Annotated in this window: 29 protein-coding genes; 17 read left to right on the forward strand and 12 right to left on the reverse strand. The window is 55.4% G+C overall.

All coding sequences use genetic code 11. From position 1 onward, the window contains the following. Positions 1 to 46: 46 nt before the first annotated feature. A complete protein-coding gene (gene bsmA, locus ACEQFP_RS14245) occupies positions 47 to 358 on the reverse strand; it encodes a biofilm peroxide resistance protein BsmA (protein ID WP_035598511.1) in 312 nt (103 codons plus the stop codon). Between the two features lie 170 nt (positions 359 to 528). On the opposite strand from bsmA, the gene yjfP reads away from it, so the two are divergent. Beyond that, positions 529 to 1,278 (forward strand): esterase, encoded by a 750-nt coding sequence (yjfP, locus tag ACEQFP_RS14250; protein ID WP_035598508.1) that lies wholly within the window; start codon positions 529 to 531, stop codon positions 1,276 to 1,278. 45 nt (positions 1,279 to 1,323) lie between these two features. Here the strand turns inward: yjfP and ACEQFP_RS14255 are convergent, their stop codons facing one another. After that, positions 1,324 to 1,599 (reverse strand): DUF1471 domain-containing protein, encoded by a 276-nt coding sequence (locus ACEQFP_RS14255; RefSeq protein WP_005295997.1) that lies wholly within the window; start codon positions 1,597 to 1,599, stop codon positions 1,324 to 1,326. Between the two features lie 300 nt (positions 1,600 to 1,899). On the opposite strand from ACEQFP_RS14255, the gene rpsF reads away from it, so the two are divergent. The 5 genes from rpsF to ACEQFP_RS14280 all read left to right on the forward strand — a co-directional run bounded on the left by rpsF (position 1,900) and on the right by ACEQFP_RS14280 (position 3,836). Beyond that, the gene (gene rpsF / locus ACEQFP_RS14260) at positions 1,900 to 2,295 is read left to right on the forward strand and encodes a 30S ribosomal protein S6 (protein ID WP_005281225.1); all 396 of its coding nucleotides are present in this window, start codon (positions 1,900 to 1,902) and stop codon (positions 2,293 to 2,295) included. 8 nt (positions 2,296 to 2,303) lie between these two features. Beyond that, positions 2,304 to 2,621 carry a primosomal replication protein N gene (gene priB / locus ACEQFP_RS14265; protein WP_005295993.1) on the forward strand — a complete coding sequence of 106 codons (318 nt, stop codon included), beginning with the start codon at positions 2,304 to 2,306 and terminating at the stop codon, positions 2,619 to 2,621. Positions 2,622 to 2,625: 4 nt separating this feature from the next. Then, the gene (gene rpsR / locus ACEQFP_RS14270) at positions 2,626 to 2,853 is read left to right on the forward strand and encodes a 30S ribosomal protein S18 (RefSeq protein WP_000135199.1); all 228 of its coding nucleotides are present in this window, start codon (positions 2,626 to 2,628) and stop codon (positions 2,851 to 2,853) included. Positions 2,854 to 2,895: 42 nt separating this feature from the next. Further along, complete coding sequence (gene rplI, locus ACEQFP_RS14275; protein ID WP_005281230.1) at positions 2,896 to 3,345, forward strand: 50S ribosomal protein L9; 450 nt, start codon at positions 2,896 to 2,898, stop codon at positions 3,343 to 3,345. Positions 3,346 to 3,467: 122 nt separating this feature from the next. Then, positions 3,468 to 3,836: a DUF488 domain-containing protein gene (locus tag ACEQFP_RS14280; RefSeq protein ID WP_005281231.1), complete on the forward strand. Its 369-nt coding sequence runs from the start codon at positions 3,468 to 3,470 to the stop codon at positions 3,834 to 3,836. Here the strand turns inward: ACEQFP_RS14280 and ACEQFP_RS14285 are convergent. Beyond that, complete coding sequence (locus tag ACEQFP_RS14285; protein WP_005281234.1) at positions 3,820 to 4,455, reverse strand: LysM-like peptidoglycan-binding domain-containing protein; 636 nt, start codon at positions 4,453 to 4,455, stop codon at positions 3,820 to 3,822. The genes ACEQFP_RS14280 and ACEQFP_RS14285 overlap by 17 nt on opposite strands. Positions 4,456 to 4,704: 249 nt before the next feature. Here ACEQFP_RS14285 and ACEQFP_RS14290 point away from each other — a divergent pair, with 249 nt between their 5' ends. Beyond that, positions 4,705 to 5,325, forward strand: a complete 621-nt coding sequence (locus tag ACEQFP_RS14290) for a peptidylprolyl isomerase (protein WP_005281240.1) — start codon at positions 4,705 to 4,707, stop codon at positions 5,323 to 5,325. Positions 5,326 to 5,386: 61 nt separating this feature from the next. Here ACEQFP_RS14290 and ytfE read toward each other — a convergent pair whose 3' ends face one another. Continuing rightward, complete coding sequence (ytfE, locus tag ACEQFP_RS14295) at positions 5,387 to 6,052, reverse strand: iron-sulfur cluster repair protein YtfE (RefSeq protein ID WP_035600546.1); 666 nt, start codon at positions 6,050 to 6,052, stop codon at positions 5,387 to 5,389. Between the two features lie 239 nt (positions 6,053 to 6,291). Here ytfE and cysQ point away from each other — a divergent pair, with 239 nt between their 5' ends. Together cysQ and ACEQFP_RS14305 are read left to right on the forward strand one after the other, a co-directional pair. Beyond that, the gene (gene cysQ, locus ACEQFP_RS14300) at positions 6,292 to 7,032 is read left to right on the forward strand and encodes a 3'(2'),5'-bisphosphate nucleotidase CysQ (protein WP_005281250.1); all 741 of its coding nucleotides are present in this window, start codon (positions 6,292 to 6,294) and stop codon (positions 7,030 to 7,032) included. A 354-nt stretch (positions 7,033 to 7,386) separates the two neighbouring features. Continuing rightward, on the forward strand, positions 7,387 to 7,593 hold the full coding sequence (locus tag ACEQFP_RS14305; RefSeq protein ID WP_005295986.1) for a DUF1107 domain-containing protein: 207 nt from the start codon (positions 7,387 to 7,389) through the stop codon (positions 7,591 to 7,593). 57 nt (positions 7,594 to 7,650) lie between these two features. Here the strand turns inward: ACEQFP_RS14305 and ACEQFP_RS14310 are convergent, their stop codons facing one another. Together ACEQFP_RS14310 and msrA are read right to left on the reverse strand one after the other, a co-directional pair. Then, positions 7,651 to 9,000 carry a hemolysin family protein gene (locus ACEQFP_RS14310; RefSeq protein WP_005281256.1) on the reverse strand — a complete coding sequence of 450 codons (1,350 nt, stop codon included), beginning with the start codon at positions 8,998 to 9,000 and terminating at the stop codon, positions 7,651 to 7,653. Between the two features lie 274 nt (positions 9,001 to 9,274). Continuing rightward, entirely contained in the window at positions 9,275 to 9,841 is a 567-nt protein-coding gene (gene msrA / locus ACEQFP_RS14315) for a peptide-methionine (S)-S-oxide reductase MsrA (RefSeq protein ID WP_216640850.1), read from the reverse strand. 340 nt (positions 9,842 to 10,181) lie between these two features. Here msrA and ACEQFP_RS14320 point away from each other — a divergent pair, with 340 nt between their 5' ends. From ACEQFP_RS14320 to ACEQFP_RS14330, 3 genes are read left to right on the forward strand one after another with little or no spacing between them, the layout of a single operon-like run. After that, positions 10,182 to 11,918, forward strand: a complete 1,737-nt coding sequence (locus tag ACEQFP_RS14320; protein WP_005281265.1) for an autotransporter assembly complex family protein — start codon at positions 10,182 to 10,184, stop codon at positions 11,916 to 11,918. Continuing rightward, positions 11,915 to 15,691 carry a translocation/assembly module TamB domain-containing protein gene (locus ACEQFP_RS14325; protein ID WP_370547006.1) on the forward strand — a complete coding sequence of 1,259 codons (3,777 nt, stop codon included), beginning with the start codon at positions 11,915 to 11,917 and terminating at the stop codon, positions 15,689 to 15,691. Before ACEQFP_RS14320 ends, ACEQFP_RS14325 begins: the two co-directional genes overlap by 4 nt. A gap of 2 nt (positions 15,692 to 15,693) precedes the next feature. After that, the gene (locus tag ACEQFP_RS14330) at positions 15,694 to 16,044 is read left to right on the forward strand and encodes a gamma-glutamylcyclotransferase (protein ID WP_005281272.1); all 351 of its coding nucleotides are present in this window, start codon (positions 15,694 to 15,696) and stop codon (positions 16,042 to 16,044) included. A 50-nt stretch (positions 16,045 to 16,094) separates the two neighbouring features. Here the strand turns inward: ACEQFP_RS14330 and ppa are convergent, their stop codons facing one another. Together ppa and fbp are read right to left on the reverse strand one after the other, a co-directional pair. Further along, on the reverse strand, positions 16,095 to 16,625 hold the full coding sequence (gene ppa / locus ACEQFP_RS14335; protein ID WP_005281275.1) for an inorganic diphosphatase: 531 nt from the start codon (positions 16,623 to 16,625) through the stop codon (positions 16,095 to 16,097). A gap of 104 nt (positions 16,626 to 16,729) precedes the next feature. Beyond that, complete coding sequence (gene fbp / locus ACEQFP_RS14340; RefSeq protein WP_005281278.1) at positions 16,730 to 17,734, reverse strand: class 1 fructose-bisphosphatase; 1,005 nt, start codon at positions 17,732 to 17,734, stop codon at positions 16,730 to 16,732. A 167-nt stretch (positions 17,735 to 17,901) separates the two neighbouring features. Here fbp and mpl point away from each other — a divergent pair, with 167 nt between their 5' ends. Further along, a complete protein-coding gene (gene mpl / locus ACEQFP_RS14345; RefSeq protein ID WP_370547004.1) occupies positions 17,902 to 19,272 on the forward strand; it encodes a UDP-N-acetylmuramate:L-alanyl-gamma-D-glutamyl-meso-diaminopimelate ligase in 1,371 nt (456 codons plus the stop codon). 297 nt (positions 19,273 to 19,569) lie between these two features. Here the strand turns inward: mpl and ACEQFP_RS14350 are convergent, their stop codons facing one another. Both ACEQFP_RS14350 and argR read right to left on the reverse strand, forming a co-directional pair. Continuing rightward, positions 19,570 to 19,848 (reverse strand): YdgH/BhsA/McbA-like domain containing protein, encoded by a 279-nt coding sequence (locus tag ACEQFP_RS14350; protein ID WP_005295974.1) that lies wholly within the window; start codon positions 19,846 to 19,848, stop codon positions 19,570 to 19,572. 375 nt (positions 19,849 to 20,223) lie between these two features. After that, positions 20,224 to 20,694, reverse strand: a complete 471-nt coding sequence (gene argR, locus ACEQFP_RS14355) for a transcriptional regulator ArgR (RefSeq protein ID WP_005281290.1) — start codon at positions 20,692 to 20,694, stop codon at positions 20,224 to 20,226. A gap of 455 nt (positions 20,695 to 21,149) precedes the next feature. Between argR and mdh the strand changes: the two genes are divergently transcribed. Further along, on the forward strand, positions 21,150 to 22,088 hold the full coding sequence (gene mdh, locus ACEQFP_RS14360) for a malate dehydrogenase (protein WP_005281293.1): 939 nt from the start codon (positions 21,150 to 21,152) through the stop codon (positions 22,086 to 22,088). A 59-nt stretch (positions 22,089 to 22,147) separates the two neighbouring features. On the opposite strand, the gene ACEQFP_RS14365 is transcribed toward mdh, so the two are convergent. Continuing rightward, entirely contained in the window at positions 22,148 to 22,432 is a 285-nt protein-coding gene (locus ACEQFP_RS14365; RefSeq protein WP_370547003.1) for a helix-turn-helix domain-containing protein, read from the reverse strand. A 201-nt stretch (positions 22,433 to 22,633) separates the two neighbouring features. Beyond that, positions 22,634 to 23,605, reverse strand: a complete 972-nt coding sequence (ispB, locus tag ACEQFP_RS14370; RefSeq protein ID WP_005281299.1) for an octaprenyl diphosphate synthase — start codon at positions 23,603 to 23,605, stop codon at positions 22,634 to 22,636. Between the two features lie 259 nt (positions 23,606 to 23,864). Between ispB and rplU the strand changes: the two genes are divergently transcribed. From rplU to ACEQFP_RS14385, 3 genes are all read left to right on the forward strand, one after another. Continuing rightward, positions 23,865 to 24,176, forward strand: a complete 312-nt coding sequence (gene rplU / locus ACEQFP_RS14375) for a 50S ribosomal protein L21 (RefSeq protein ID WP_005281302.1) — start codon at positions 23,865 to 23,867, stop codon at positions 24,174 to 24,176. A gap of 18 nt (positions 24,177 to 24,194) precedes the next feature. Next, entirely contained in the window at positions 24,195 to 24,452 is a 258-nt protein-coding gene (gene rpmA, locus ACEQFP_RS14380; protein ID WP_005281305.1) for a 50S ribosomal protein L27, read from the forward strand. An 87-nt stretch (positions 24,453 to 24,539) separates the two neighbouring features. Further along, positions 24,540 to 25,475 carry a DMT family transporter gene (locus tag ACEQFP_RS14385; protein ID WP_035594156.1) on the forward strand — a complete coding sequence of 312 codons (936 nt, stop codon included), beginning with the start codon at positions 24,540 to 24,542 and terminating at the stop codon, positions 25,473 to 25,475. Positions 25,476 to 25,481 lie beyond the last annotated feature (6 nt).

Below are 25,481 nucleotides of genomic sequence, written 5' to 3' on the forward strand. Positions count from 1 at the left end.
TGTAGATTTTTATTGGCGTTATGTAAACTTTGTTAAAAACAGTCGATTAGCGGTAAAGCGTTGCCACGCTGTACCACTGCCCCGGTACCGACGTTTCCTGCAGCATCACGATATAGTAGTAGCGTGCTCCGGCGGCATCCGCTCGCTGCTGGATCACTTCCTGCACGTTCATCGGGCTGCCATATACGCTGGCAGTGATGTTCCACATCTTGCTCAATCCTTCGGTCTGGTCGCGGCGGAGCTCTTGGGCGTGGCCAGCGATCGGCGGCGGCGGCGGGAAGGGTTTACCCTCCATCACGCTGCAGGCGCTTAACAGCAGGGGCAATAGTAGGGCCAGAGTCAGTTTATCGATCTTCATGGGGTTTATCCGTCGGCTGAGAAAAGGGGTGAGGCTGCGATTATTTTAGCGCCGCTTGTCGGGGATTGCCCGGGGAAATCGGCGTCGCTGAGTGAGGTGCAGGAGACTTGCCTAGGCGACGGCTTCGGGCGATGATGCCAGCCTTATCTCTATTGCCTTGGAGCCAATGTATGGTGGAGATGTTCGAGCAGACGGTTGCCGGTATCCCTGTGTTGCATGCTGCGCCTGCGGGTCAGCGCGAGATGCCATTACCGACGATATTTTTCTATCATGGTTTCACCTCCTCGAAGGAGATGTACTCCTACTTCGGCTATGCGCTGGCCGCCGCCGGTTTCCGTGTACTGCTGCCCGAGGCCGATGGACATGGCCAGCGTTATGACGGTGATGCTCGTCGCCGTTTGGCACATTTCTGGGATATTTTGCAGAGTAATATCGATGAACTCCCGCTGCTGTATGACCATTTCCAGAGCGCGGGTCTGATCCTCGATGGGCGTGTCGGCGTGGCGGGAGCCTCGTTGGGGGGCATGACGGCCTTGGGGGCCAAGGCTCGCTATCCCTGGCTGCGCGCCACGGCCAGCTTTATGGGGTCGGGTTTTTACCTGTCGTTATCACAGCACCTTTTCCCCCGTGACTATCAACCGACGGAGGCGGATCATGAGTGGGTGCAGCAACGGGTCGCGGCACTTGCCGAGTATGATGTCAGCGAGCGCTTGGCACAGTTGGCGGATCAGCCGTTGCTGATCTGGCATGGGCTGGCCGACGATCTGGTCCCGGCCGATGAGAGCCAGCGCTTAGTCCAGGCGTTGGCGGCGCGTGATTTGATGGGGCAGGTTCGCTTCATCACCGCGCCGGGTATTGCCCATAAGATCACCACGTCGGCCTTGACGCAAGGCGTCGCATTTTTCCGTGAAAAGCTATGATGCAACGCCGCGCCAGATGGCGCGGCGGATGGGGAGGCGGGGACGTCAGTGATATAGCACGGCGCTGACGTGGATTTGCCCATTGGCAAGGGGTTCGTGGATGGCGATGATCTGATAGTAGGCGGCACCCTCGGTGGCGGCCTGCGCACGGATATCGGCCATAGCATCCTGCACGTTGATGACATCATGATTAACGCTGATGACGGCGAACTCTCGTGCCATCAGCGCGTTTCCCTGGTTGCCGCTAATCTCGCTGGCGGCGTTGGCGGTCACGCTCAGTCCGAGCAGACACAGCGTGAGCAAAAGGCGGGAGGTTTTCATCGGAGGCTCCTTACGGATCATATCCGTCGCGTTTATTGAGCATCGTCCTGATGAGTTGTGATGACTATCACGTTCTTGTCACCCATTTTTAATTCTAGCAGCTTTTCTACGCTTTTCCGGGGGCGTCGTACGCCATGGTCTACGGTGTGCCGTAATTAATTTGCACCATGGCTTGAGTTTCCTTGCTGTCGTCAGTATTATGACGCGTCATTTTTCAGCCGCCCACAAATACGTTCCTTGCCTCCATGGGCTGCGGCTGACCCCGACAGGAGGCTGAATAATCCGTAAGGAGCAATTTCGATGCGTCATTACGAAATCGTTTTTATGGTTCATCCTGACCAGAGCGAACAAGTTCCGGGCATGATCGAGCGTTATACTGGTGCCATCACTGGCGCAGAAGGCAAGATCCACCGTCTGGAAGATTGGGGCCGCCGTCAGCTGGCTTACCCGATCAATAAACTGCACAAAGCCCACTACGTTCTGATGAACGTTGAAGCTCCGCAGGAAGTGATCGATGAGCTGGAAACAAACTTCCGCTACAACGACGCCGTTATCCGCAGCATGGTTATGCGTACTAAGCACGCTGTAACCGAAGCTTCTCCGATGGTTAAAGCGAAAGACGAGCGCCGTGAGCGTCGCGAAGATTTCGCTAACGAAACCAGCGAAGAAACCGAAGCTGGGGATTCTGAAGAGTAATTGTCGCTATGACCGCTAATCGTCTGGTGCTGGCTGGCACGGTGTGCAAAGTCCCCATACGAAAGGTCAGTCCTTCCGGCATTCCTCACTGTCAGTTCGTGCTTGAGCATCGATCGCAACAGCAGGAAGCCGGACTCAGCCGACAAGCATGGTGCAGAATGCCCGTGATTGTCAGCGGAGAGGGATTAGTGGCAATAACCCACAGATTAACGGTCGGCAGCGCACTACGTGTGCATGGCTTCGTCAGTTGCCATATGGGCCGTAATGGCCTGAACAAGTTAGTGCTGCATGCCGAGCAGATTGAATTGATTGATTCTGGAGACTAGCCAAATGGCACGTTATTTCCGTCGTCGCAAGTTCTGCCGTTTCACCGCGGAAGGCGTTCAAGAGATCGACTATAAAGACATCGCTACGCTGAAAAACTACATCACCGAAAGCGGTAAGATCGTACCGAGCCGTATCACCGGTACCCGTGCAAAATACCAGCGTCAGCTGGCTCGTGCTATCAAGCGCGCACGCTACCTGTCCCTGCTGCCGTACACTGATCGCCATCAGTAATCGGCTGCGTTGTCAATTAACGACTTTTGAGAGGATAAGGTAATGCAAGTTATTCTGCTTGATAAAGTAGCAAACCTGGGTAGCCTGGGTGATCAGGTTAACGTTAAAGCAGGTTATGCTCGTAACTTCCTGGTTCCGACCGGCAAAGCTGTTCCGGCTACCAAGAAAAACATCGAGTTCTTCGAAGCTCGTCGCGCCGATCTGGAAGCCAAACTGGCTGACACTCTGGCCGCTGCCGAAGCCCGCGCTGCGAAGATCAATGAACTGGCCACTGTTACTATCGCGTCCAAAGCGGGCGACGAAGGTAAACTGTTCGGTTCTATCGGTACCCGTGACATCGCCGATGCAGTGACCGCTGCCGGTGTTGCTGTTGCGAAAAGCGAAGTTCGCCTGCCGAATGGCGTGCTGCGTACCCTGGGTGATCACGAAGTTCACTTCCAGGTTCACAGCGACGTATTCGCTCAGCTGAACGTGGTTGTTGTTGCTGAGTAATCAACTCTCGCAATGACCTGAAACGCCGGCCTTGTGCCGGCGTTTTGTTTTTTTAGCCTGCCACCCAGCGACCTCATGGCGTACACTCTGCTCTTAAATGGGCATCACGTGGAGGCAACATCATGGCACCGATCAGGCTGCTGCGGGTGTATGACGTTCAGGCACCCTTTCCCCCCCATACCTTTCTTACCGATCGTCTCTGGCCGCGCGGCATCGCAAAGGCACGCCTCGAGGGTGTCTGTTGGCTGAAGGCGGTGGCACCCTCGACGGCATTACGCCAAGCGTTTCATCATGCGACGTTGGATTGGCCGGGCTTTGTCGCGCGTTATCGGGATGAATTGGCGGCGGCACCGGAGACCTGGCAGCCGCTGGTGCAATTGCTGCACCAGGGCGAGGCGATCACCTTGCTCTATGGCAGTCGCGATAGCCATTGTAATCAGGCCGTGGCGTTGCGCGACTGGTTGTTGGAACAGATCAAGGCAGACGCGTAAAACTGCCATCGAGGGTCCGGCGGAAGGTGACTTGTTGATTCGCCGTGGTCTCGATTTTCAATGCCTGGATCTGTCCTTGGGCGTTGTGGCGGATCAGGACATGTTGCCCGGCCTTGAGGTTGCTTAGTGGCCGATCCTCACCCTCGACGCGGGCCATGGCGAAGGCATCGGTGACATCGAGATTATGATCGCGTAGCAATTGTGCCAGGGTTTGTCCCGGCTGGATCAGATACTCTTGCCAGGCAGTCTGCTCCGGCGTGGGCTCCGCCTCTTGCAGTTCGGCTTGCATCGGTTCCGTGTCGACACTCCGTTCGACCGGGAAGGCGGATGGCGCAGGATCGGCTGCCGGCCACAATAGCGCCAGCAGCAGTAGGGTGGCGGCGGCGATGATCCCGCGACGGTGGAAGGCGGGTAATGGTGACATCCAGCCGAACTGATCCGGCAGGTGCCAGAGGGTAACGAGTTCCGTTCGGCCCCATTGCCAGCTACGCCGGAGATCATCGGGACCTACTCGTAGGGTGGGGCGACTCAAGCGTGAGCGCAGACGTAACCATTGCGTCCGGCTGAAGAGTGCATCATAGCCGGGACTCTTACTCTTTTTGGGCGCAATTCTGCCCATGTTAACCTCACTCGCGTGATAGGCCGCGCCATCCGGGCCATACTCAGCCTAGCGGCTCCGAAGTGGCATAAATAGGATAACAATCCGAAAAATCACCGTGATCGCCAGAGATGGTGATGGCGACAATAGCGAGGCGGTCATTGTTTCTTTTTCGCTGACAAAAGTCACCCTTATCGCGACAACATTTTACCCATCGCAACGGCGCTGCTATGCTGCGCGTTCTACTTTCTGTGACGAAAAGGAAACATCATGTCGACCCCGGCTTTTGACAGTATAGAAGCGCAAGCAAGTTATGGTATCGGTCTTCAGGTCGGTCAGCAGCTCAATGAGTCTGGCCTGCAGGGTTTACAGCCGGAGGCGTTGCTGGCAGGTCTGCGCGATGCGATGGAAGGGAATGCGCCGGCAGTGCCGGTTGAGACAGTACATCGCGCACTGCGTGAGATCCATGAGCGCGCCGATGCGGTGCGTCGTGAGCAGCAGAAGGCATTGGCCGAAGCCGGTGAGCGCTTTCTCGCCGAGAATGCACAGCAGGACGATGTGACCGTGACGGAATCCGGTTTACAGTTCAAGGTGTTGAAGCAGGGTGAAGGCGCCATCCCCTCTCGTCAGGATAAGGTGCGTGTGCACTATACGGGTCGCCTGGTCGACGGTACGGTATTCGATAGCTCCGAGCAGCGTGGCGAGCCGGCGGAGTTCCCGGTCGGTGGCGTGATCGCAGGCTGGATCGAGGCGCTGAGCATGATGCCGGTCGGTTCTCGCTGGCAGCTGTACATCCCGCATCAGCTGGCCTATGGCGAGCGTGGTGCCGGTGCCGCGATCGCACCGTATAGCGCGTTGATTTTCGACGTCGAGCTGTTGGATATCCTCTAAGGGTTTCTGCCAGCGAGGAAACGGGGCCGGCGTGGTACGGCCCCGTTTTTTTTTGGCCGTTTTAGCTACCCGCGAGCGCACGAGGAAACAGTAGATTATTTTCCAGGCTGATGTGCGCCATTAGGTCATCAACCAGCTCGTTAATACCGGCATATAGGGCTCGCCAGGTGGTACAAGCGCCCTGTGGCGGCGTCATGTTATCCGTCAGGAAGCGGATGACGTCGAGTAGTTCGCCTGCGTCACGATGCTCATGCTCCATGACCGAGATCGGTCCTTGGCAACGCGCTCCCTCCCCCTGTTCGATCAGCGGAAATAGAATACGCTCCTCCTTCATCATATGACTGTCCAACTCCTGGCGTAGTGAGTCAAGCTGCTTGGCCAGCCCGCGCGGGCAGCCAACCTTATCGGCATGCACCTGTTCGACCTTCTGTGCCATCAGCGCCAATTCGGGAAGCTGTTCGCGGTGGCGTTGATGATAACGGCTAACGATGAAGGCAGTCAGTTCCGCCAGGGGGGCCTGTTGCCAGTCTCGCTGAGTAGAGGGGTGGTGTTCCAACTCGGCCAGTTGACGCTCCAGTGCGTCTAAATCCAGAGCGTGACGGGCTGCCGCACGCTGAAGGGTTTGTTTACCGCCACAACAAAAATCTAATTGGTACTGGCGGAAGAGGCGTGTGGCACGAGGGATGCTGATGGCGAGTTCACCGAGCGGGCGATCGCGATAGGTCATGATGGACTCCTTAGGGTAATTGCATAAGTTGTATTTTAAATGCAATTTAGTTTCGATGCCATCCCTGTTGATGACGTGCAGTGAAATTGCCGTAGCATGGAGAGGAAATTACGCGGTACGCTGGCGTTTATTGTTGGTAAAACCGATGATGAACGGTATGGGTGCGTCCATACCGTCAGGCACGACGGAGGGTGAAAGGGCGTGTCATCGTCACGTTTAACTCAGAGGGAGGGAAGCGTATGTTAGAACAGGTGTGTCAGCTAGCGCGTGCGGCAGGTACAGAGATTATGGCGGTGTATCAGGGCTCGCAGCCGTTAGACTTGGCCTATAAGGGGGATGACTCGCCGGTGACGGCGGCCGATTTAGCGGCACATGCGCTGATTAAGCAGGGTCTGGCACAGATTGCGCCACACATCCCTCTGTTGTCAGAAGAGGCACCGCCGGCATGGGCACAGCGGCGTGACTGGCAGCGTTATTGGCTGGTGGATCCGTTGGACGGGACTAAAGAGTTTCTGCAACACAATGGCGAGTTTACCGTTAACATTGCCCTGATCGAGCAAGGTGTGCCAACGTTGGGTGTGGTCTATGTTCCCGTGAGCGGGGTACTGTATGCCGCCAGTGAGGGCAAGGCTTGGAAGGAGCTGGATGGCGTGCGCATGGCGATCAGTGTGCGCAATGTGGCGCCGCCGGTGGTGGTGATTAGCCGCTCGCATGGTGACGCGGAGTTGACGGACTATCTGCAACAGTTGGGCGAGCATAAGACGATGATGGTCGGATCATCGCTGAAGTTCTGCCTGGTGGCGGAAGGTGCGGCTCAGCTTTATCCCCGCTTTGGGCCGACGCATGTTTGGGATACCGCGGCGGGTCATGCCATCGCTCAGGCGGCAGGCGCTCAGGTACGTGATTGGCAAGGTAAAACGTTGGACTACACACCGGCCGAGTCGTTGCTTAATCCGGGATTCCGCGTCTCATTATATTGATACCGTCTACGCTCGGCGTGCTCCCCTCGCTGAGGGGCGAGACGCGCCGGGCAAGTGTCGTGCCCAGGGCTACCCTTGTGCGCTTTCCTTCTCGTCGCGCCAATCGGTGCGACAGTGAGATATTCCGATTTTCCTCTAGAAAGCGCGATTAACGATATATAAATATAAAAAATCCTATTACTTTTTGCATACCATTCTGTCAGCTAAGGTAAATTTAGCGAAATATTCGGCTCTGTTTGCACTAATCATAGGTAAAGCTGTCTATAGTTAACGTCCATCGTGCGCTGCGCTCGTGTGCCGTTTTGGCAGAGGAAAGGTTGCCTTACTACGAGCGTGATAGAGGGAGAAATAAAAATGAAAATCTTTCAGCGGTATAACCCGCTGTTGGTCGCTAAATACGTCAAGACGCTATTTCGTGGTCGTCTTTACATTCATGGTATCGGCGCCTTTGAATTTGATATGGGACGTATTCTGTTGCCGAAGGTACGTGATAAACGCCATCTCAGTGTGATGTCGGAGATTAACCGCCAGGTCGTGCGCCTACAGGCGGAGATGGCCTGAGGCGCAGTCAGTCAGATTGCGTCGAGAGGAGAGTGAGGCGGCCATGCCGCCTGCAGATTATTTTACTGCCGGTTGAGAGGATTCGCTCTCGTTGCCCGCTTCGTCGGGCTGGCTGGCGGGGAGACGCTCCGCGAGGCGCGTGACCAGCAGCTGATCGATCTTATAGCTGTCGATATCCACTACCTCGAATTTATACCCCGCGTATTTGACCGCGTCGGTACGTTTCGGGATCTTGCGCAGCATATACATCATGAAACCGCCGATGGTTTCGTAGTTACTGGACTGGGGAAACTCCTCGATATCCAGTACGCGCATCACGTCATCGATCGGGGTGACGCCCTCGACCAACCATGAGTTTTCGTCACGGGCAATGATTTGCTCCTCCTGCCCTTGGCCGACCAGATCGCCCATCAGGGTGGTCATGACATCATTGAGCGTGATTACCCCGACCACCAAGGCATACTCGTTCAGGATGACGGCAAAGTCTTCCCCCGCATTCTTAAAGCTTTCCAACGCTTCGGAGAGTGTCAGGGTATCCGGCACGATCAACACGTTACGGATTTGCACTCCACTGCTGAGCACCAGACTCTGGTTACCGAGTACACGGTTAAGCAGATCCTTGGAGTCGACATAACCCACGACGTGGTCAATGGCGCCATCACAGACTAAGAACTTGGAGTGAGGATGGGTCGATACCTTCTCCTTGATGCCCTCTTCGCTCTCGCTCAGGTCGAAGTAGATGATGCTCTCACGCGGTGTCATCGAGGAGGGAACAGTACGTGACTCTAGCTCAAATACATTCTCGATGATCTCGTGCTCTTGCTTACGCAACACACCGGCCAGCGCACCGGCCTCGACCACGGCATAGATATCGTCTGGGGTAATATCATCCTTACGCACCATGGGGATCTTGAACAGGCGGAAGATGAGGTTAGCCAGGCCGTTAAAGAACCACACCAACGGGCGGAACAGTAACAGGCAGAAACGCATCGGGTTGACAATCCGTACGGCCACCGCTTCGGGGGATATCATACCGATGCGCTTCGGTGTCAGGTCGGCGAACAGGATGAAACTGCCGGTGACTAACACGAAGGAGCAGATAAAGCTGGCTTGTTGGGAAACATCCAGCGGCATAAAGCGGTCGAACAACAGGCGAAAAGTCGGCGAGAACGCGGCATCACCGACGATACCACCGAGGATGGCGACGGCATTGAGGCCGATCTGCACCACGGTAAAGAAGTAGCCGGGCTGCTCTTGCAACGCCATGACGCGCGCCGCGTTGATATCGCCCTCGTCCGCCATGGTTTTCAGCTTCATCTTGCGTGAGGCGGCCAGAGATATTTCCGAGATCGAGAAAAAGGCACTGATCGCGATCAGTATAATAATCAGTAAGATACTGTTTAACATAATCTATCCGTATTAACCGGGAACGGTCCGGGAGGCCGGAAAGGCGGTGTGACGCCATCAGGAATATTGTGTATTGGGGCCGGTAGAGGATCCCCCCGGAGTTTACCGGGTTGTATCATCAAACCCGGGTCAGACAGCGCGCCAGATCGGGTGGCTGGGCGCAGTATGACCTGGTTAGTATAGCAGGAGCAACAAGCAACCAGCTAGTGGTGAAAATCTACCCGTTAGCTATCTAACTCTTTGCTATGGCACTGATTAGGAGGGCATCTTCCTCTTATTCGGGTAGACATACGCCGATGCCGCCCAAACCACAATACCCTTGCGGGTGCTTATACAGGTACTGTTGATGTTCCTCTTCGGCATAGTAGAAGGGGCCCGCGGGCGTGATCTCGGTCGTAATGGGGCGGAGATCGCCCGCCTGCCGCATCGCCTGAGTAAATCGTATACGGCTGTCCTGCGCGGCTTGCTGCTGCTGTGGCGTCAGCGGGAATAGCGCCGAACGGTATTGGTTACCAATGTCGTTGCCTTGGCGCATGCCTTGAGCCGGATCGTGGTTTTGCCAGAACAGGCGCAGCAGCGCCGGGTAGTCGATATGCGCCGGATCGAATACCACGCGTACCGTCTCGGCGTGACCGGTTTGCCCGCTACAGACCTCGCGATAGGTGGGGTTAGGCGTCAAGCCACCGCTGTAGCCAGCGGCGGTGCTATATACACCAGGCTGTTGCCAGAATAGGCGCTCAACCCCCCAGAAACAGCCCATAGCGAAGAGCGCCTCTTCCATACCGGCAGGGACGCCGTACAACGCATGGCCGTTAACCGCATGCTGTGGGGTAATGATCATCGCTTGGTTACGTCCGGGCAGCGCCTGGGCGGGGGTCAGCGGTAAGCTATCGTGATCGTTGTGCAAAATATCCTCCAAACGCTAATAAATAGGCAGTTGAACGGTGAAAAATCTGAAAACGTACACGGAGCCGTCATCTATGAGAGGTTAATCGTTGTATTGTGGAAAACAGTCTAATCTCGAATAATCATGATTTTCCTGTTTCGTTGTATCCCACGCCGGCTTTGCGCACAATATGTCCGCATGAGTACGCCGTAGGAGGGGAGCCTGCGCCTAGGCCAGCGCGCGGAAGTTCAGCGGTGGAAAGAGTGTTAGCGTTAAGTTTACTGCGGGAGTTTGCATGCCACGATTGCCTAAGGTTGGCCTACTGTGTCTATTATTGGCCGCGCCATTGGCGCATGCCGCACAACTGAAGTTGGTGGTGGAGGGATTAAGCGGACGGCTGCAAAAGAATGTGAATGCCACGCTGTCGACCATCGCGGAGGATGAGATCAGCAACGATGGCCGTTTTCGGGTGCGTGCCGCGGATGCGATTCGCCAAGGTTTACGCGCCTTGGGTTATTTCCAGCCCACGATCGAGTTCTCCTTTCGTCCGGGATCGGCCTTCTCACGCCCGCAATTGATCGCTCAGGTGACGCCGGGTGAACCGGTGCGCATCGCTGGCGTGAATGTGCGTATCCGGGGGGAGGCTAAGGATGATCCCACCTACCAGGCGTTACTCGCGTCATCCTTGCCCCCCATTGGCAGTGTTCTGGACCAGGGTGACTACGATAGTCTCAAGAGTGCCCTGAACTCGCTGGCGCTGCAGCGTGGCTATTTCGACGCCACCATGCCGGTACACCAGCTCGGAGTCATCGAAGATCAGCATAAGGCCTATTGGGACATCGAATTCGACAGTGGGCCGCGTTACCGCTTCGGTGCCGTGCAGTTCAGCGGCTCGCAGATCCGCACGCCCTATTTACAGAATCTACGTCCCTTCAAGCAGGGCGACTATTACAATGCCGGCGACTTGGCCAAGTTCAGTGGCAATCTGTCGGCGACCAACTGGTTTAACTCCGTGGTGGTCTCACCCGATTTTAAAGCGGTCGGGGCGGATCATAGCCTGCCGATGCAGGCGGTGGTAACGCCGCGCAGCCGTAACATGGTCGATCTCGGGGGCGGCTATGCCACCGATGTCGGCCCACGGCTTAAGCTCGGTTGGAAGCGTCCCTGGACGAACTCCTATGGCCATAGTCTCGATACCTCGCTCAATCTCTCCGTGCCGGAGCAGACAGTGGACTTCAGCTATAAGATCCCGCTGCTGAAGAATCCGCTGGAGCAGTACTACCTGGTACAGGGCGGTTTTCAGCGTACCGATCTGAATGACACGGAGTCTGACTCGACGACCCTGAATCTGGCGCGTTATTGGGATCTGTCCAGTGGTTGGCAGCGCGGGATCAACCTGCGTTGGAGCCTCGATCACTTTACCCAGGGTAATACCACCGAGACCACCATGCTGCTCTATCCCGGTGTCAGCGTAAACCGGACCCGTTCACGCGGCGGCTTGATGCCGACCTGGGGCGATACGCAGCGTTACTCGTTAGAGGTCTCCAACATGAGCTGGGGATCGGCGGTCGATTTCGCGGTGATCCAGGCGCAGAACGTCTGGATCCGTACCCTGGCGGAGAAACATCGTTTCGTGGTGCGTGGTAATCTGGGGTGGATTGAAACCAATGATTTTAATAAGGTTCCTCCTTCTCTACGTTTCTTCGCCGGCGGCGATCGTAGTATCCGCGGCTATAAGTACAAGTCGATTTCGCCCAAAGATAGCGAGGGTAAGTTGACCGGGGCCTCACGCTTGGTGACCGGCTCGTTAGAGTATCAATACAATCTGAGCGGTAAGTGGTGGGGCGGCGCTTTCATCGACTCCGGTGAGGCGGTCAATGACATTACGAAGAGTAATTTTCACACCGGTACGGGGGTCGGGCTGATTTGGGTCTCGCCGGTCGGCCCGATCCGGCTCAACTTAGCCGTACCGGTCGGCAGTGAGGATAAACACGATTTGCAGTTTTACATCGGACTGGGGCCTGAGTTATGAGGCTGTATAACATCTCGCGCTATGTGTTGATGGCGTTATTGGGGCTACTGCTGTTGCTGGTGGCGCTGTTGGGCGCGCTGATGACCCAGAGCGGATTACACCTGGCACTCAATGCCGCTGCCCGCTGGGTTCCCGGTTTGGAGATTGGCCGTGTGGAGGGGGGCTGGCGCGATCTGACCCTAAGCGATGTCGGCTATAAGATGCCGGGCGTGGCCGTACAGGTTGGGCAGTTTCATCTGTCGCTGGATATGGGGTGCCTGAAGCAGAGCGAACTCTGCCTGAATGTGCTGAGCGCACAGCGGGTCCGGGTCGATGTGAATACACAGGCGTTACCGCCGAGCGAGCCGCAAGTGGCGCCGGCGCAGCCATTGGGGCGCTTAAGCACACCCTACCCATTACTGGTGCGTCTGCTGCGTCTCAATGATGTGCAAGTTAATGTGGATGGGACCGCTATTGCCTTGACGTCGCTCCGTAGCGGGGCGGCCTGGCGGGAGCAGCGTGTGAGCGTGTTGCCGAGCCATATTCAGGGGCTGCGCATCGTATTACCGCCAGATAGCGCATCACCGCCGCCGCCTCCGTCTCATCAGCCGGGCACACGACAGACCATGCCTGAGCCATTGGGCGAGACGTTGACGGCGTTGTTCGCACGTCCCTTGTTGCCAGCCCTAAGCGGATTGGATCTACCACTGGATGTGGCGATCAGCCGTATCTCGGCGGAGCAGGTACAGATCCGGGCGGCGAGCGAGGTAGATATCTCCTCGCTGGAGTTGCGGGCGGCCGTGGACCAACAACGTCTGACATTGCATACCCTGAAGATCCTGGCGAAACAAGGGGCGGTGACGGCACGGGGTAGCACACGCTTCAGCGGCGACTGGCCGCTGGATCTACGGCTGAACGCGAGCGTCAATCAGGCGCCCTTGAAGGGAGAAAAGCTACGTTTGGCACTCTCTGGGGCGTTGTACGGCACGCTGGCGCTTGACGCCAACCTCTCAGGCCCGCTGCGGGCAACCTTGCAGGGTGAGACCCAACTGGCTAAGGCGGGGTTACCGTTGTCGCTGGCACTCGATAGTAACGCTCTACGCTGGCCATTGAGCGCGACGCCGGATTACCAGGTTAATGCGTTGAAGCTGCGCCTCGCTGGGAGCGCGCACGATTATCGCCTGCAATTGAGCGGAGATTTCAGGGGTAAGGGGCTACCCGATGCCCGTGTCGACCTAAAGGGGAACGGCAATGAGCGGCAGTTTACCCTGAGTAAACTACAGCTGGCGGCGTTGGATGGTCAGGCGGAGGTACAGGGGGTGGCCGACTGGAGCAAGGCGATCAGTTGGCGCGCCAATCTGACACTGGCGGGGATCAATACCGGTCGCCAATGGCCCGAGTGGCCCTCGAAATTGACAGGCAAGCTGGAGACGCGCGGTAGCCTGTACGGCGGGAGTTGGCAGTTAAACGTCCCCCAGTTGCAGTTGGCAGGGCGGATTAAACAGAATGTGGTCGATGTGCGCGGTCAGTTGCGCGGTAACCAGGCCGGGCAGTGGCAGATCCCGCAGTTGCATATTGCGCTGGGGCGTAACCGCATCGACATTAATGGCGATCTGGCGGAAAAGCGCTGGTCACTGGATGCGCGCATCGATGCTCCACACCTGGATGGTACCTTGCCGGGCTTGGCCGGTACGGCGCGTGGCATGCTGAAGCTGCGCGGCGATAGTCAGGCGCCGCAGTTATTGGCCGATCTACAGGCTAACGGGCTACGTTGGCAGGAGCTGACCATTCGGCGCCTGGCGTTGTTGGGGGATGTACGCTCCGATAAGCAGATCCAAGGAAAGGTGGATCTGCGGGTGGATCAGTTGCAGCAGGGTGAGATCGCCATAAGCCAGCTCACCCTACGTGCTGGGGGGGATGAGCGCCAGCACCGCCTCCAGTTGGTGGTGCAGGGGACCCCGCTCGCCGGCCAGCTGACGCTGAACGGTAGCCTGGCGCAAGATAAGCGTAGCTGGAGTGGCACCCTGACGAATACCGACTTTACCACCCCTGTTGGGGAGTGGCGTCTGACTCGCCCGATCGCCCTGAACTACGGTGTCGCGAAGCAACAGATGGCCATCGGCCCGCACTGCTGGGCTAACCCTCATGCCCGATTGTGCGTGCCGCAGACCATTGAGGTCGGGGAAAGCGGTCATGCCAGCCTGGTGTTAGAGCGTTTCGATCTGGCGATGTTGCAACCCTTCTTGGGGCCGGATACCCATCTGAGTGGGGGCTTTACAGGGCGAGCGCAGGCGACCTGGCAGGCGGGGCAAGGGTTACCACAGGCGCGTATCACGTTGAAGGGCGATGGGGTCAACATTACGCAGAATGTACAGGGCAATAAGTTACCGATCACCCTGAGTCAGGCGACGCTGGAGGCGACGTTGGCGCAGGGGCAGGCACGGTTAACCTGGCTGCTCGGCATCGCCGGCAATGGTCAGCTGCGCGGCGACGTGCGTGTCGCCAATTTACTGGGCGCGCGCAACCTGTCCGGTAATATCGACATCGATCGTTTCTCGTTAGCGTTGTTAAACCCGGCCTTGATGAAAGGGGAGAAGGTGCAGGGGATGCTGAACGCCGCGCTGCGCTTGGGGGGGACGACGCTGCATCCACAGTTATATGGCCGCCTGGCGTTGGAGGGGGTAGATATCGATGGACAATTTATGCCGATCGATGTTACCGATGCCAACCTGGCGATCAACTTTGTGGGGATGAGCTCGACCTTGCAGGGGGTGATCAAGACCTCTCAGGGCCAGTTGAATCTGTCGGGTAACGCCGACTGGCGTAATCTGAACGCCTGGCGAGCCAGCATCGCCGCCAGCGGGACTCGTCTGCGAGTAACGGTACCGCCGATGGTACGCCTCGATGTCTCGCCGAACATCATGTTCGACGCGTCACCGAATCAGCTGTCGCTCAATGGACGCGTGGACATTCCTTGGGCGCGTATCACGGTGCAAGAGTTACCGGAGAGTGCAGTCGGCGTCTCATCCGATGAGGTGATGCTGAATAATGCCCATCAGCCGATCAAGCCCGTGACCGCCTCGATTCCGCTGCATACCGATCTGACCATCGCCATCGGCAACAATGTGCGCCTTTCGGCCTTCGGTCTCAAGGCGGCGCTCAAGGGCGAGTTGAAGGTGATTCAGAACCAGAATGGCCTGGGACTGAATGGTCAGATCATGATCCCGCAGGGGCGGTTTGCCGCTTACGGCCAGGATCTCTTGATCCGTCAAGGAGAGTTGCTGTTCGCTGGCCCTCCGGGTAATCCGCTACTTAATATCGAAGCAATACGTAATCCGGAGTCGACGGCGAACGATGTTACGGTAGGCGTTCGTGTCACGGGACTTGCCGATCAACCGAAACTGGAAGTATTCTCAGATCCGGCAATGTCACAACAACAAGCCCTATCATATCTATTGCGTGGCCAAGGGTTGGATAGCACCGGCGCGGACAGTAATGCGATGACGTCGATGTTGATCGGTCTAGGCGTCGCGCAGAGTGGTAAGCTGGTGGGTAAAATCGGCGAAACCTTCGGCGTGAGTAATTTGACGTTGGATTCACAAGGGGTGGGTGACAGTTCTCAGGTCGTGGTCAGCGGTTATGTTCTGCCGGGGCTACAGGTGAAGTATGGCGTGGGGATCTTCGATTCACTGGCCACGCTGACGTTGCGTTACCGCCTGATGCCGAATCTGTACCTGGAAGCGGTGTCTGGCGTGAATCAGGCACTTGATCTGCTCTATCAGTTTGAGTTTTAACCATGCGAGTGATTGTCTACGGAAGTCTGCGCCGTAAGCAGGGCAACAGCCACTGGATGACCAATGCCACCTGGCTGGGCGATTATGTACTGGAGGGCTACGAGCTGTATGATCTGGGCCATTATCCAGCGGTAGTACCCGGTGAGGGGAGGGTCTATTGCGAAGTGTATCGCATTACCTCGTCGATCTTGGCGGAGCTGGATGAGCTGAAGAGTAACAGTAAGGATTATCGGCGCGAGTTGATTAAAACGCCGTATGGCGTCGCCTGGATCTACATCTATCTCAACGAGGTGAGTGGATTGCCGCGTATCGCTAGCGGTGATTGGCTAAAGCGTGATGATGAGGTAGCGTGAGGAATAAAAAACACCGCCATGAGGCGGTGTTTTTTTAACACGTTAAGCGATTACTTGTTCTTAGCGCGTTCGAAAGAGGCGATGATCTCGGCCTTGGCTGCATCGGCGTTATCCCAGCCGTCAACTTTGACCCACTTACCTTTTTCCAGATCTTTGTAGTGTTCAAAGAAGTGGGCGATCTGGGCACGCAGCAGTTCCGGGAGATCGTTCACATCTTTAATGTGATCATACTCTTTGGTCAGTTTGCTGTGCGGAACGGCGACCAGCTTGGCATCTTCGCCCGCTTCGTCGGTCATCTTCAGCACGCCGACCGGGCGGCAGCGGATCACAGAACCTGGCTGCAGCGGATACGGAGTCGGGACCAGCACGTCAACCGGATCGCCGTCCAGAGACAGGGTGTGGTTGATGTAGCCGTAGTTGCACGGGTAGAACATGGCGGTAGACATGAAGCGGTCTACAAACAGGGCACCAGTGTCTTTGTCGATTTCATATTTGATCGGATCGGCGTTAGCCGGGATTTCGATCACTACATAGATATCTTCCGGCATATCTTTACCGGCCGGGACGTTGATCAAGCTCATGTCGGTTTCCTTTCATCAAACCAGAAATGGAGTGACGGCTATTATAGCCGCCACTCCACAAATGAACAGAGTATGACGCGTAATGCGCCTTGTCTGGCGCGGGATTATTCGTCGGGGAATTGGTGCATGAAATGTTCGGCATCGTCGACCATTGCGCTGCTGCCGACAAAGAAAGGACAACGCTGGTGCAGGTGGTCTGGCTCGATATCCAGAATACGACGGAAGCCGTCGCTGGCTTTGCCTCCGGCCTGTTCGGCCAAGAATGACATCGGGTTGCACTCATACAGCAGACGCAACTTACCCTGCGGATGGCTAGCGGTGCTTGGGTAGATGTAGATGCCACCCTTCAGCAGGTTGCGGTGGAAATCGGCGACCAGCGAACCGATATAGCGTGAGGTATAGGGGCGTTGTGTCTCACTATCTTGCTCTTGACAGTATTTGATGTACTTCTTCACGCCCAACGGGAATTTGATGTAGTTGCCTTCGTTGATGGAGTACATATTGCCATTATGTGGGAAGCGCAGACGCTCGTGGGAGAGGCAGAATACCCCCAGCGAGGGATCGTAGGTGAAGGCGTGTACCCCATTGCCGGTGGTATAAACCAGCATGGTTGAGGAGCCATACACCACATAGCCTGCCGCGACCTGGCGGTTGCCTGGCTGGAGGAAGTCTTCACGCGTCACCGGCGTGCCGCTTGGCGTGATACGGCGATAGATAGAGAAAATGGTTCCGACAGAGACATTGACATCAATGTTGGAGGAGCCGTCCAGTGGATCCATCAGCACGACATATTTAGCATTATTGGCCCGGTCACCCTCGAAGATGACGATGTCATCCTCCTCCTCGGAGGCGATCCCCGCCACTTCGCCACGCGCCTTTAGTGCCGCCTTGAGTTTCTCGTTGGCGTACAGATCAAGCTTCATCTGTACTTCACCCTGAATATTTTCAACGCCGCTGGCACCGATGATATCGACCAGCCCCGCCTTATTGATATCGCGGTGGATGATTTTGGCGCCCAGTTTTATTGCGGAGAGAAGAGCGGTAAGCTCACCAGTAGCGTGAGGAAAGTCCTGCTGTTTTTCGACGATAAACTCGCCTAGCGTTTTCATGTCACATTTCCTGATTGTGAGGAGTAGCGATTTTTTTTACAAACCGCCAACGTTTTCGTAGCGTATTTTAGCTAATGTATCGGGGCATTCCTAGGCAATTTCCTTTCGCCGACGCGAGAGTCAGCGTTAGAATGTGAACTAAATCAATGCAATCAACTGGAAGTATTATGCGCATTCATATTCTTGGAGTCTGCGGCACGTTTATGGGCGGGCTAGCCTTACTGGCGCGTCAGCTGGGGCATGAGGTTACCGGGTCAGATGCCAACGTCTACCCACCGATGAGTACGCTATTGCAACAGCAGGGTATCACTCTGTTGGAGGGCTATGATCCCGCCCATCTGGATCCGCAGCCGGATCTGGTGATCATCGGGAATGCGATGGCGCGCGGCAACCCGTGTGTTGAGGCGATCCTAGAACGCAACATCCCTTATGTCTCAGGCCCGCAGTGGTTGCATGATGAAGTTTTACGCCATCGCTGGGTGATCGCGGTTGCGGGCACGCATGGCAAAACGACAACGGCCGGGATGGTAAACTGGATCTTGGAAGCGTGCGGTTATCAACCTGGCTTCGTCATCGGTGGCGTGCCGGGAAATTTCGAGGTATCGGCGCGCCTGGGCGATAGCCCATTCTTCGTTATCGAGGCGGATGAGTATGATTGTGCCTTCTTCGATAAACGATCCAAGTTCGTCCACTACTGCCCGCGTACGTTGATTATGAATAACCTGGAGTTTGATCATGCGGATATTTTCGATGATCTCCGGGCGATTCAGAAACAGTTCCATCATTTGGTACGCTTGGTTCCGGGCAAGGGGCGGATTATTTCGCCGGCGAACGATGCGAACCTGAAGCAAGTCCTGGCTATGGGCTGTTGGAGCGAGCAGGAGCAGAGTGGCGAGGGGGCGGCTTGGCATGCACAAAAACTGTCGCCAGATGCCAGCCACTTTGTCGTGACCCTGGATGGCGAACGTGTCGGCGAGGTGCAGTGGTCACTGGTGGGTGAACACAATATGCATAATGGGCTGATGGCGATCGCCGCCGCTCGCCATGTCGGCGTTCCGCCTGCCGAGGCGTGCCGGGCGTTGGCCAGCTTTATTAATGCGCGTCGCCGCCTGGAGTTGCGTGGCGAAGCCTATGGCGTCACTGTCTACGACGATTTCGCCCATCACCCGACGGCGATCTTGGCTACGTTGGCGGCTTTACGCGGCAAAGTAGGCGGTACGGCACGTATTTTGGCGGTGTTGGAACCGCGCTCGAACACCATGAAGATGGGCGTGTGTAAGAATGAGTTGGCACCGGCGTTGGGGCGGGCGGATGAGGTCTACCTGTATCAGCCGCAGCATATTCCCTGGCAGGTGGTTGAGGTGGCTGAGGCCTGTGTACAACCGGCACATTGGAGTGCCGATCTCGATACGTTGGTCGATATGATCGTCAAGAATGCGCAGCCGGGAGACCATATCCTCGTGATGAGCAACGGGGGATTCGGCGGTATTCATGAACGCCTACTGCAGGCGTTGGCGCAGAAAGGGGCTCAACACTAAGCGTCGCCCCTCGTGAAAGAGAGGGTGTAATGAGAAAGCACAGCCTAGGCTGTGCTTTCTTTCTATTGTATTGCCCACGGAAACGGACGTTTAGCCGCGTGCCTGCCAATCGGTTTTGGCTTGGCCCGATGGTTGGCGGCGTTCAATCTCACCAGCGTGGCGAAGAGCGCATGTTAAGGTCTTTCATCTGCCTGTTTAGCGCGTTATCACGGCCATCGGCGATGTAAACGTTTTTTACTGCTAGCATGGCGAGATGCGGCGGACGGCGTTGTGGGGGCTCTGCGTTATAGCGGGGCCTTAGCGGTAAATCAATGCAGTAGCATGGTAGCTTCCATCGATCCGCTCTTCGATGATATGAAAGGCGCTGGCACCCTGCAGGCGCGCTTTGGTCGCTAACTGTTGGCCGATGTCGGCTTCAGTACCATCTAACCCGGCGACGCTGATCACCCCAATAGGTTGTAGGTGGTTGGCCTGTGCGGTGTTGATCTCCTTGACCTGTGCTGTGTCGGCGGCAACGCCGGCGAAAGAGAGTACGGAAAGGGTGCATAGGGTGGCGATAGCCATTTTAATTTTCATTGTGTTACTCCTCTGCTTTGGCATGTAGCCTGGTTAAAAATGTGATTTATCTCTCATTACGCAGTATATACTAATAACCGATATTATCAATACCATGCTAATCATTCCTTATGTTATTTTTTGGTTTTCTATCTATGGGATAGATCCTAATGGACTAAATAACGCCGGAAAAAAGAACAGTAATTAAAAAAAGCAATTAATAACAATGAATTATTGATTTTTGCTAAAAATGCGTTCGCTGTTTAGTGACCTAGGCTGACAAGGTGTGAGATCGCGGAGAGGATGAAGTGCGCAGGGGGCGGGTGTAAAAAAGCCCGACGAGCGGGCTTGTTGTGCACATCGTATGAGGCACGGCATCACGCCGTGCGTGCGCGTTTAGAGCTCTTGTTCGAATAACGCTAAGATCGCCGTGTAGAGTTGCTCAACACTGAAGCCTTTCGCCGGGGTGGTAAAGATGGTGTCGTCACCGGCGATGGTACCGAGGATACCTTCAGATTTCCCCAGTGAGTCCAGTAGGCGGGCGATCAACTGGGCCGCGCCCGGACTGGTGTGGATCACTACGATGGCATCGTTATGATCGACATCGAGTACCAGATTCTTCAGCGGGCTGCTGGTGGTGGGGACCCCGAGCTCGGCTGGCAGGCAATAGACCATCTCCATTTTGGCATTACGCGTCCGTACGGCGCCAAATTTGGTCAACATGCGCGAGACTTTGGACTGATTGATGCTATCGAAGCCTAACTCTTGCAACGCTTGGACGATCTCGCCCTGAGAGCTGAACTTTTCCTCTTTCAGCAGCGCCTTGAATGCCTTGGTCAGGTCTTCTTGTTTCGTCGTGTTTCGCATTCTTCACCGTAAGGTAGCTATAGACCCTATCATTATGCATATTTTTGAATTTTTATGCAATTTTGTCTGTAAGTAAGCGTGTCATCACTGGCAGTTCAGCACGAAGTGGACGAATCCTAAAGGCGCTGTGCCAGGGGAAATAGGGAAAAAGAGAGCGACCGCACGGAAAAAGTAAATGAAATGTTATTAATATGATGTTGTTGTAATGTGAATTATCGTACGGATGTAATGCTGGAGTGAATAATAGGAGATAACAGCAGGATCGCGCTGACGATTTGTTGCTATATCTTTCATCATTAAACCCTTTTTCCCATAAACATTGCAGCAGAGCATGGAATTAGTGTGTCAGCTCGCAATCTGAGTGTTAACAGATTGTTTTTTATAGAGTGATCAACTAAGGTGCTAAGCAGTGCATTCACGGCATTCTCCATTTAAATAGTAACAAGGAGTATAGAATGAAAGTTGCGGTTCTCGGCGCGGCGGGTGGCATTGGCCAGGCGCTCGCTCTTCTGCTTAAGACACAGCTGCCTTCAGGTTCAGAACTCTCTCTCTATGATATCGCGTCGGTAACGCCGGGCGTTGCTGTCGATTTGAGCCATATTCCGACGGCAGTCAAGGTGCGCGGTTTCGGTGGTGAGGATGCCTCTCCTGCCCTGGAAGGGGCGGATATCGTCTTGATCTCTGCTGGTGTGGCACGTAAACCGGGGATGGACCGTTCCGATCTGTTCAACGTTAATGCTGGCATTATTCGTAATCTGATCAGTCAGGTGGCGCGCGCCTGTCCGAACGCCTGTATCGGTATCATCACCAACCCGGTGAATACCATGGTGCCGATTGCGGCAGAAGTATTGAAGAAGGCGGGTGTCTACAACCCGAGTAAGCTATTCGGCGTGACCACGCTGGATATCATTCGCTCTAACACCTTCGTCGGCGAATTGAAGAACCTGGATCCGGCGACCCTCGATATTCCTGTGATTGGCGGGCATTCCGGCGTGACCATTCTGCCGCTGCTGTCTCAGATCCCGGGCGTCAGTCTCACTGAGCAAGAAGTGACCGATCTGACGAAGCGTATTCAGAACGCGGGCACCGAAGTCGTGGAAGCCAAGGCCGGTGGCGGATCGGCGACGCTGGCGATGGGTCAGGCGGCGGCACGTTTTGCGCTCTCCCTGGTCCGCGCCATGCAGGGCGACGAGAATGTGGTCGAATGCGGCTATGTTGAGAGTGAGGGTGAGTATGCCCGTTTCTTCGCTCAGCCGTTGTTGCTGGGTAAAGAGGGCTTGGTACAGCGCCTGAGCATCGGTACGCTGAGCGCCTTCGAACAGCATGCGTTGGAGAGCATGTTGGATGTGTTGCGTAAGGATATCGCGTTAGGCGAAGACTTTATCAATAAGTAAATCGGACTTATGCAGCGACGAAACCGCAGGCATCGCCTGCGGTTTTTTTATGTCGAGGATTACGTTTTTCGTTTGCTCAGCGCATCGCGGATCAGGCTCTTACGATCGAGCAGCTCGTGTGTGACGGGATCGTAGTAACGGCTAGGCCAGATCTTGCTGGGATGGATTTCTAGCGCATCGGCGATCAACCATTCACCTTTGGGCCAGGCGCGCGTCAACGCGTTGGCGAGGGTGGAGCTGGAGAGGCCAGCATTGCGTGACACTTGGGTGAGCGTCAGTTTGCGTTTATGCAGAGCGGCGATGATTTCGGCGGGGTGCCAATCTTCCGGAATTGTTTTTTTCATCGGTGGTTTCCTTATCACTGGACATACCTTCATGGTATCGGCGTTTGAAAAACGCACTATCACTATCTAAAAACCACGATTTCTTTTCAATTAATTTCTAACTTATGCAGTTAATGGAAAGATAGAATTGTGATTTTGTATACAGAGCAGCATGAAAAAAGAAAGGCGCCGAAGGGCGCCTGTGCATTTTTTGGAAATTTTTTAGAATGTTCTATTGACGGATAAGTTGGCGAGACCGATCAATGCCTGCTTATAGGGAGAGTCGTCGAGCACGGCTAATGCCGCGATGGCCTTGTCTGCCTCTTCTTCGGCACGACGGCGGGTATAGTCCAGTGAACCCACCTGTTGCATGGTCTCCAGCACCGGATCCAGCAGATGGCGACCATTGCCCTGCTCGATCGCCTGACGGATCATGGCGGATCGCTCGGGAGAGCCGTGACGCATGGCATGCAATAGCGGCAGTGTCGGCTTGCCCTCGTTGAGATCATCACCGGTATTCTTCCCGAGCGTAGCCCCATCGGCATCGTAATCGAGCAGATCATCGATCAGTTGGAATGCGGTACCGAGATAGCGCCCATAATCCTGTAGCGCGAGCTCCTGATGTGTATCGGCGCCAGCCAAGATAGCGGAGCATTGGGCGGCGGCTTCGAACAGGCGAGCGGTCTTGCTGTAGATCACCTGCATGTAATTCTCTTCGCTGATATCCGGATCGTTAACGTTCATCAGCTGCATGACTTCGCCTTCGGCGATGACATTGGTCGCGGCGGACATCAGCTCTAGGATGCGTAGTGATTGCAGGCTGGTCATCATCTGAAAGGCTCGGGTGTAGATGAAGTCGCCGACCAATACGCTGGCGGCATTACCGAAGGCGGCGTTAGCGGTGGCTTTACCCCGTCGCATATCCGATTCATCGACGACATCATCGTGCAGGAGTGTCGCGGTATGGATGAATTCGATGAGGGCGGCGATGGTAACATGGCGATCCCCCTGGTAGTGGAGCGCACGCGCCGCCAGTACCGCGATCATCGGACGGATCCGCTTGCCGCCGCCGCTGATGATGTAATAGCCAAGCTGGTTGATGAGCGTGACGTCCGAGTTTAACTGGTGAAGAATTTTTGCGTTAACATCCGCCATATCCTGCGCGGTTAACTCAGTAATTTTTTCTAAATTCATTGTTTTATATCAACTGTGTATGGATGTCCCGCCAGGTGGCAGCCTTTGCCAAGCTGCCATGGGCAGCCAACTATAGTATGATTGTACTTGAAAAATGATTTAGATAAACGGCGGGGAGGGAACTGTGTTTTTTTTCTTCTTTTCCCCTGATTCTACCCTTGTCTTCTGAATGATTTTTGCGTAGAATTCGCGCCCTATTGTGAATATTTATAGCGCGTATTGGACAACGAGCCATGCGTGCGGAAATGCGGAGTTTTATATGTACGCGGTTTTCCAAAGTGGTGGTAAACAACACCGAGTAAGCGAAGGTCAAACCGTTCGCTTGGAAAAGCTGGACATCGCAACTGGTGAAACTGTTGAGTTTGACCAGATTTTGATGGTCGCTAACGGCGAAGACATCAAGATTGGCGTTCCTTTTGTTGCTGGCGGTAAAGTTAAGGCTGAAGTCGTTGCTCACGGTCGTGGCGAGAAGGTGAAGATCGTCAAGTTCCGTCGCCGTAAGCATCATCGTAAACAGCAGGGTCACCGTCAGTGGTTCACTGATGTGAAGATCACTGGTATCAGCGCTTAATTTTAGGAGAGCGGATTAATGGCACATAAAAAGGCTGGCGGCTCCAGTCGCAACGGTCGCGATTCCGAAAGCAAACGCCTGGGCGTAAAACGTTTTGGCGGTGAATCAGTTCTGGCAGGCAGCATCATCGTTCGTCAGCGCGGTACCAAGTTCCACGCTGGTAACAACGTTGGTTGCGGTCGTGACCACACTCTGTTCGCTTTGGCTGACGGTAAAGTTAAGTTCGAAGTTAAAGGCCCGAAAAACCGTAAATTTATCAGCATCGTTGCTGAATAAGTTTTTCGCGTCCTGAAAGATGTAAGGCCCCGCAATACTTTGCGGGGCTTTTTTGCGTTATAAAGACAGACGGTGGCAGGGATGGTCATGGAGAATAAGCAGAGTGCGGCCTTAGGCATCGCGTTGGCATTGACCACCGCTGTTTTCTGGGGGGCGTTGCCGATCGCCATGAAGCAGGTTTTACCTGATATGGCCCCCGAGACCATTGTCTGGTACCGCTTCACCATGGCCGCCATCGGGCTGGGTGGTGTGCTGTGGTTACGCGGTCAACTGCCACCGTTAGCCTCGCTACGTCAGCGGCGTTGGTTATTATGGCTCACGGTCGCTACGGCAGGGTTGCTGGGCAACTTTATTCTGTTCAGCACCTCGTTACAGTATCTGAGCCCGACCACTTCGCAGGTGATCGGGCAGCTTTCCCCGGTCGGCTTGATGTTTGCCAGCGTACTGGTGCTGAAAGAGCGGATGCGACCGGCGCAGGCCGTCGGGGCCGCCTTGCTGATCGCTGGGTTGATCTTATTCTTTAATACCAGCCTGGCAGAGATTCTGACTCGGCTGACGGATTATACCCTTGGCGTGCTGCTTGGCATGGCCGCCGCCGGGGTCTGGGTCTGCTATGGCATCGCGCAGAAGATACTATTGCGTCGCCTGGCCTCGCAGCAGATCCTGTGGCTGTTGTATGCTTTATGTGCAATCTGCCTATGGCCATTGGCGCATCCCGAGCAGATTTACCGACTGAGTACCTGGCAACTGGCCTGTTTGTTATTTTGCGGGGTTAACACGCTGGTTGGCTATGGCGCATTGGCCGAGGCGATGGTGCGCTGGCAAGTGGCGAAAGTGGGGGCGATAGTGACGCTTACTCCACTGTTTACACTGATGTTTTCTGACATTCTGGCGCTACTCTGGCCAGCGACTTTTATGGCGCCCTCGCTGAATGCGGTGGGCTATATCGGCGCCGTCGTGGTGGTGGCCGGAGCCATGTTTTCTGCGATAGGTCACCGTTGGTGGCCGCGCCAACGCAGATAAACCGGG

Source organism: Edwardsiella sp. A.80236 (genome assembly GCF_044540725.1).
Classification (GTDB): Bacteria; Pseudomonadota; Gammaproteobacteria; order Enterobacterales; family Enterobacteriaceae; genus Edwardsiella; species Edwardsiella tarda.

Bases quoted from the DNA above. Each gene is read 5' to 3' on its own strand.
- bsmA (WP_035598511.1), bottom strand. From the start codon at position 358: ATGAAGATCGATAAACTGACTCTGGCCCTACTATTGCCCCTGCTGTTA.
- yjfP (WP_035598508.1), top strand. From the start codon at position 529: ATGGTGGAGATGTTCGAGCAGACGGTTGCCGGTATCCCTGTGTTGCAT.
- ACEQFP_RS14255 (WP_005295997.1), bottom strand. From the start codon at position 1,599: ATGAAAACCTCCCGCCTTTTGCTCACGCTGTGTCTGCTCGGACTGAGC.
- rpsF (WP_005281225.1), top strand. From the start codon at position 1,900: ATGCGTCATTACGAAATCGTTTTTATGGTTCATCCTGACCAGAGCGAA.
- priB (WP_005295993.1), top strand. From the start codon at position 2,304: ATGACCGCTAATCGTCTGGTGCTGGCTGGCACGGTGTGCAAAGTCCCC.
- rpsR (WP_000135199.1), top strand. From the start codon at position 2,626: ATGGCACGTTATTTCCGTCGTCGCAAGTTCTGCCGTTTCACCGCGGAA.
- rplI (WP_005281230.1), top strand. From the start codon at position 2,896: ATGCAAGTTATTCTGCTTGATAAAGTAGCAAACCTGGGTAGCCTGGGT.
- ACEQFP_RS14280 (WP_005281231.1), top strand. From the start codon at position 3,468: ATGGCACCGATCAGGCTGCTGCGGGTGTATGACGTTCAGGCACCCTTT.
- ACEQFP_RS14285 (WP_005281234.1), bottom strand. From the start codon at position 4,455: ATGGGCAGAATTGCGCCCAAAAAGAGTAAGAGTCCCGGCTATGATGCA.
- ACEQFP_RS14290 (WP_005281240.1), top strand. From the start codon at position 4,705: ATGTCGACCCCGGCTTTTGACAGTATAGAAGCGCAAGCAAGTTATGGT.
- ytfE (WP_035600546.1), bottom strand. From the start codon at position 6,052: ATGACCTATCGCGATCGCCCGCTCGGTGAACTCGCCATCAGCATCCCT.
- cysQ (WP_005281250.1), top strand. From the start codon at position 6,292: ATGTTAGAACAGGTGTGTCAGCTAGCGCGTGCGGCAGGTACAGAGATT.
- ACEQFP_RS14305 (WP_005295986.1), top strand. From the start codon at position 7,387: ATGAAAATCTTTCAGCGGTATAACCCGCTGTTGGTCGCTAAATACGTC.
- ACEQFP_RS14310 (WP_005281256.1), bottom strand. From the start codon at position 9,000: ATGTTAAACAGTATCTTACTGATTATTATACTGATCGCGATCAGTGCC.
- msrA (WP_216640850.1), bottom strand. From the start codon at position 9,841: ATGATCATTACCCCACAGCATGCGGTTAACGGCCATGCGTTGTACGGC.
- ACEQFP_RS14320 (WP_005281265.1), top strand. From the start codon at position 10,182: ATGCCACGATTGCCTAAGGTTGGCCTACTGTGTCTATTATTGGCCGCG.
- ACEQFP_RS14325 (WP_370547006.1), top strand. From the start codon at position 11,915: ATGAGGCTGTATAACATCTCGCGCTATGTGTTGATGGCGTTATTGGGG.
- ACEQFP_RS14330 (WP_005281272.1), top strand. From the start codon at position 15,694: ATGCGAGTGATTGTCTACGGAAGTCTGCGCCGTAAGCAGGGCAACAGC.
- ppa (WP_005281275.1), bottom strand. From the start codon at position 16,625: ATGAGCTTGATCAACGTCCCGGCCGGTAAAGATATGCCGGAAGATATC.
- fbp (WP_005281278.1), bottom strand. From the start codon at position 17,734: ATGAAAACGCTAGGCGAGTTTATCGTCGAAAAACAGCAGGACTTTCCT.
- mpl (WP_370547004.1), top strand. From the start codon at position 17,902: ATGCGCATTCATATTCTTGGAGTCTGCGGCACGTTTATGGGCGGGCTA.
- ACEQFP_RS14350 (WP_005295974.1), bottom strand. From the start codon at position 19,848: ATGAAAATTAAAATGGCTATCGCCACCCTATGCACCCTTTCCGTACTC.
- argR (WP_005281290.1), bottom strand. From the start codon at position 20,694: ATGCGAAACACGACGAAACAAGAAGACCTGACCAAGGCATTCAAGGCG.
- mdh (WP_005281293.1), top strand. From the start codon at position 21,150: ATGAAAGTTGCGGTTCTCGGCGCGGCGGGTGGCATTGGCCAGGCGCTC.
- ACEQFP_RS14365 (WP_370547003.1), bottom strand. From the start codon at position 22,432: ATGAAAAAAACAATTCCGGAAGATTGGCACCCCGCCGAAATCATCGCC.
- ispB (WP_005281299.1), bottom strand. From the start codon at position 23,605: ATGAATTTAGAAAAAATTACTGAGTTAACCGCGCAGGATATGGCGGAT.
- rplU (WP_005281302.1), top strand. From the start codon at position 23,865: ATGTACGCGGTTTTCCAAAGTGGTGGTAAACAACACCGAGTAAGCGAA.
- rpmA (WP_005281305.1), top strand. From the start codon at position 24,195: ATGGCACATAAAAAGGCTGGCGGCTCCAGTCGCAACGGTCGCGATTCC.
- ACEQFP_RS14385 (WP_035594156.1), top strand. From the start codon at position 24,540: ATGGAGAATAAGCAGAGTGCGGCCTTAGGCATCGCGTTGGCATTGACC.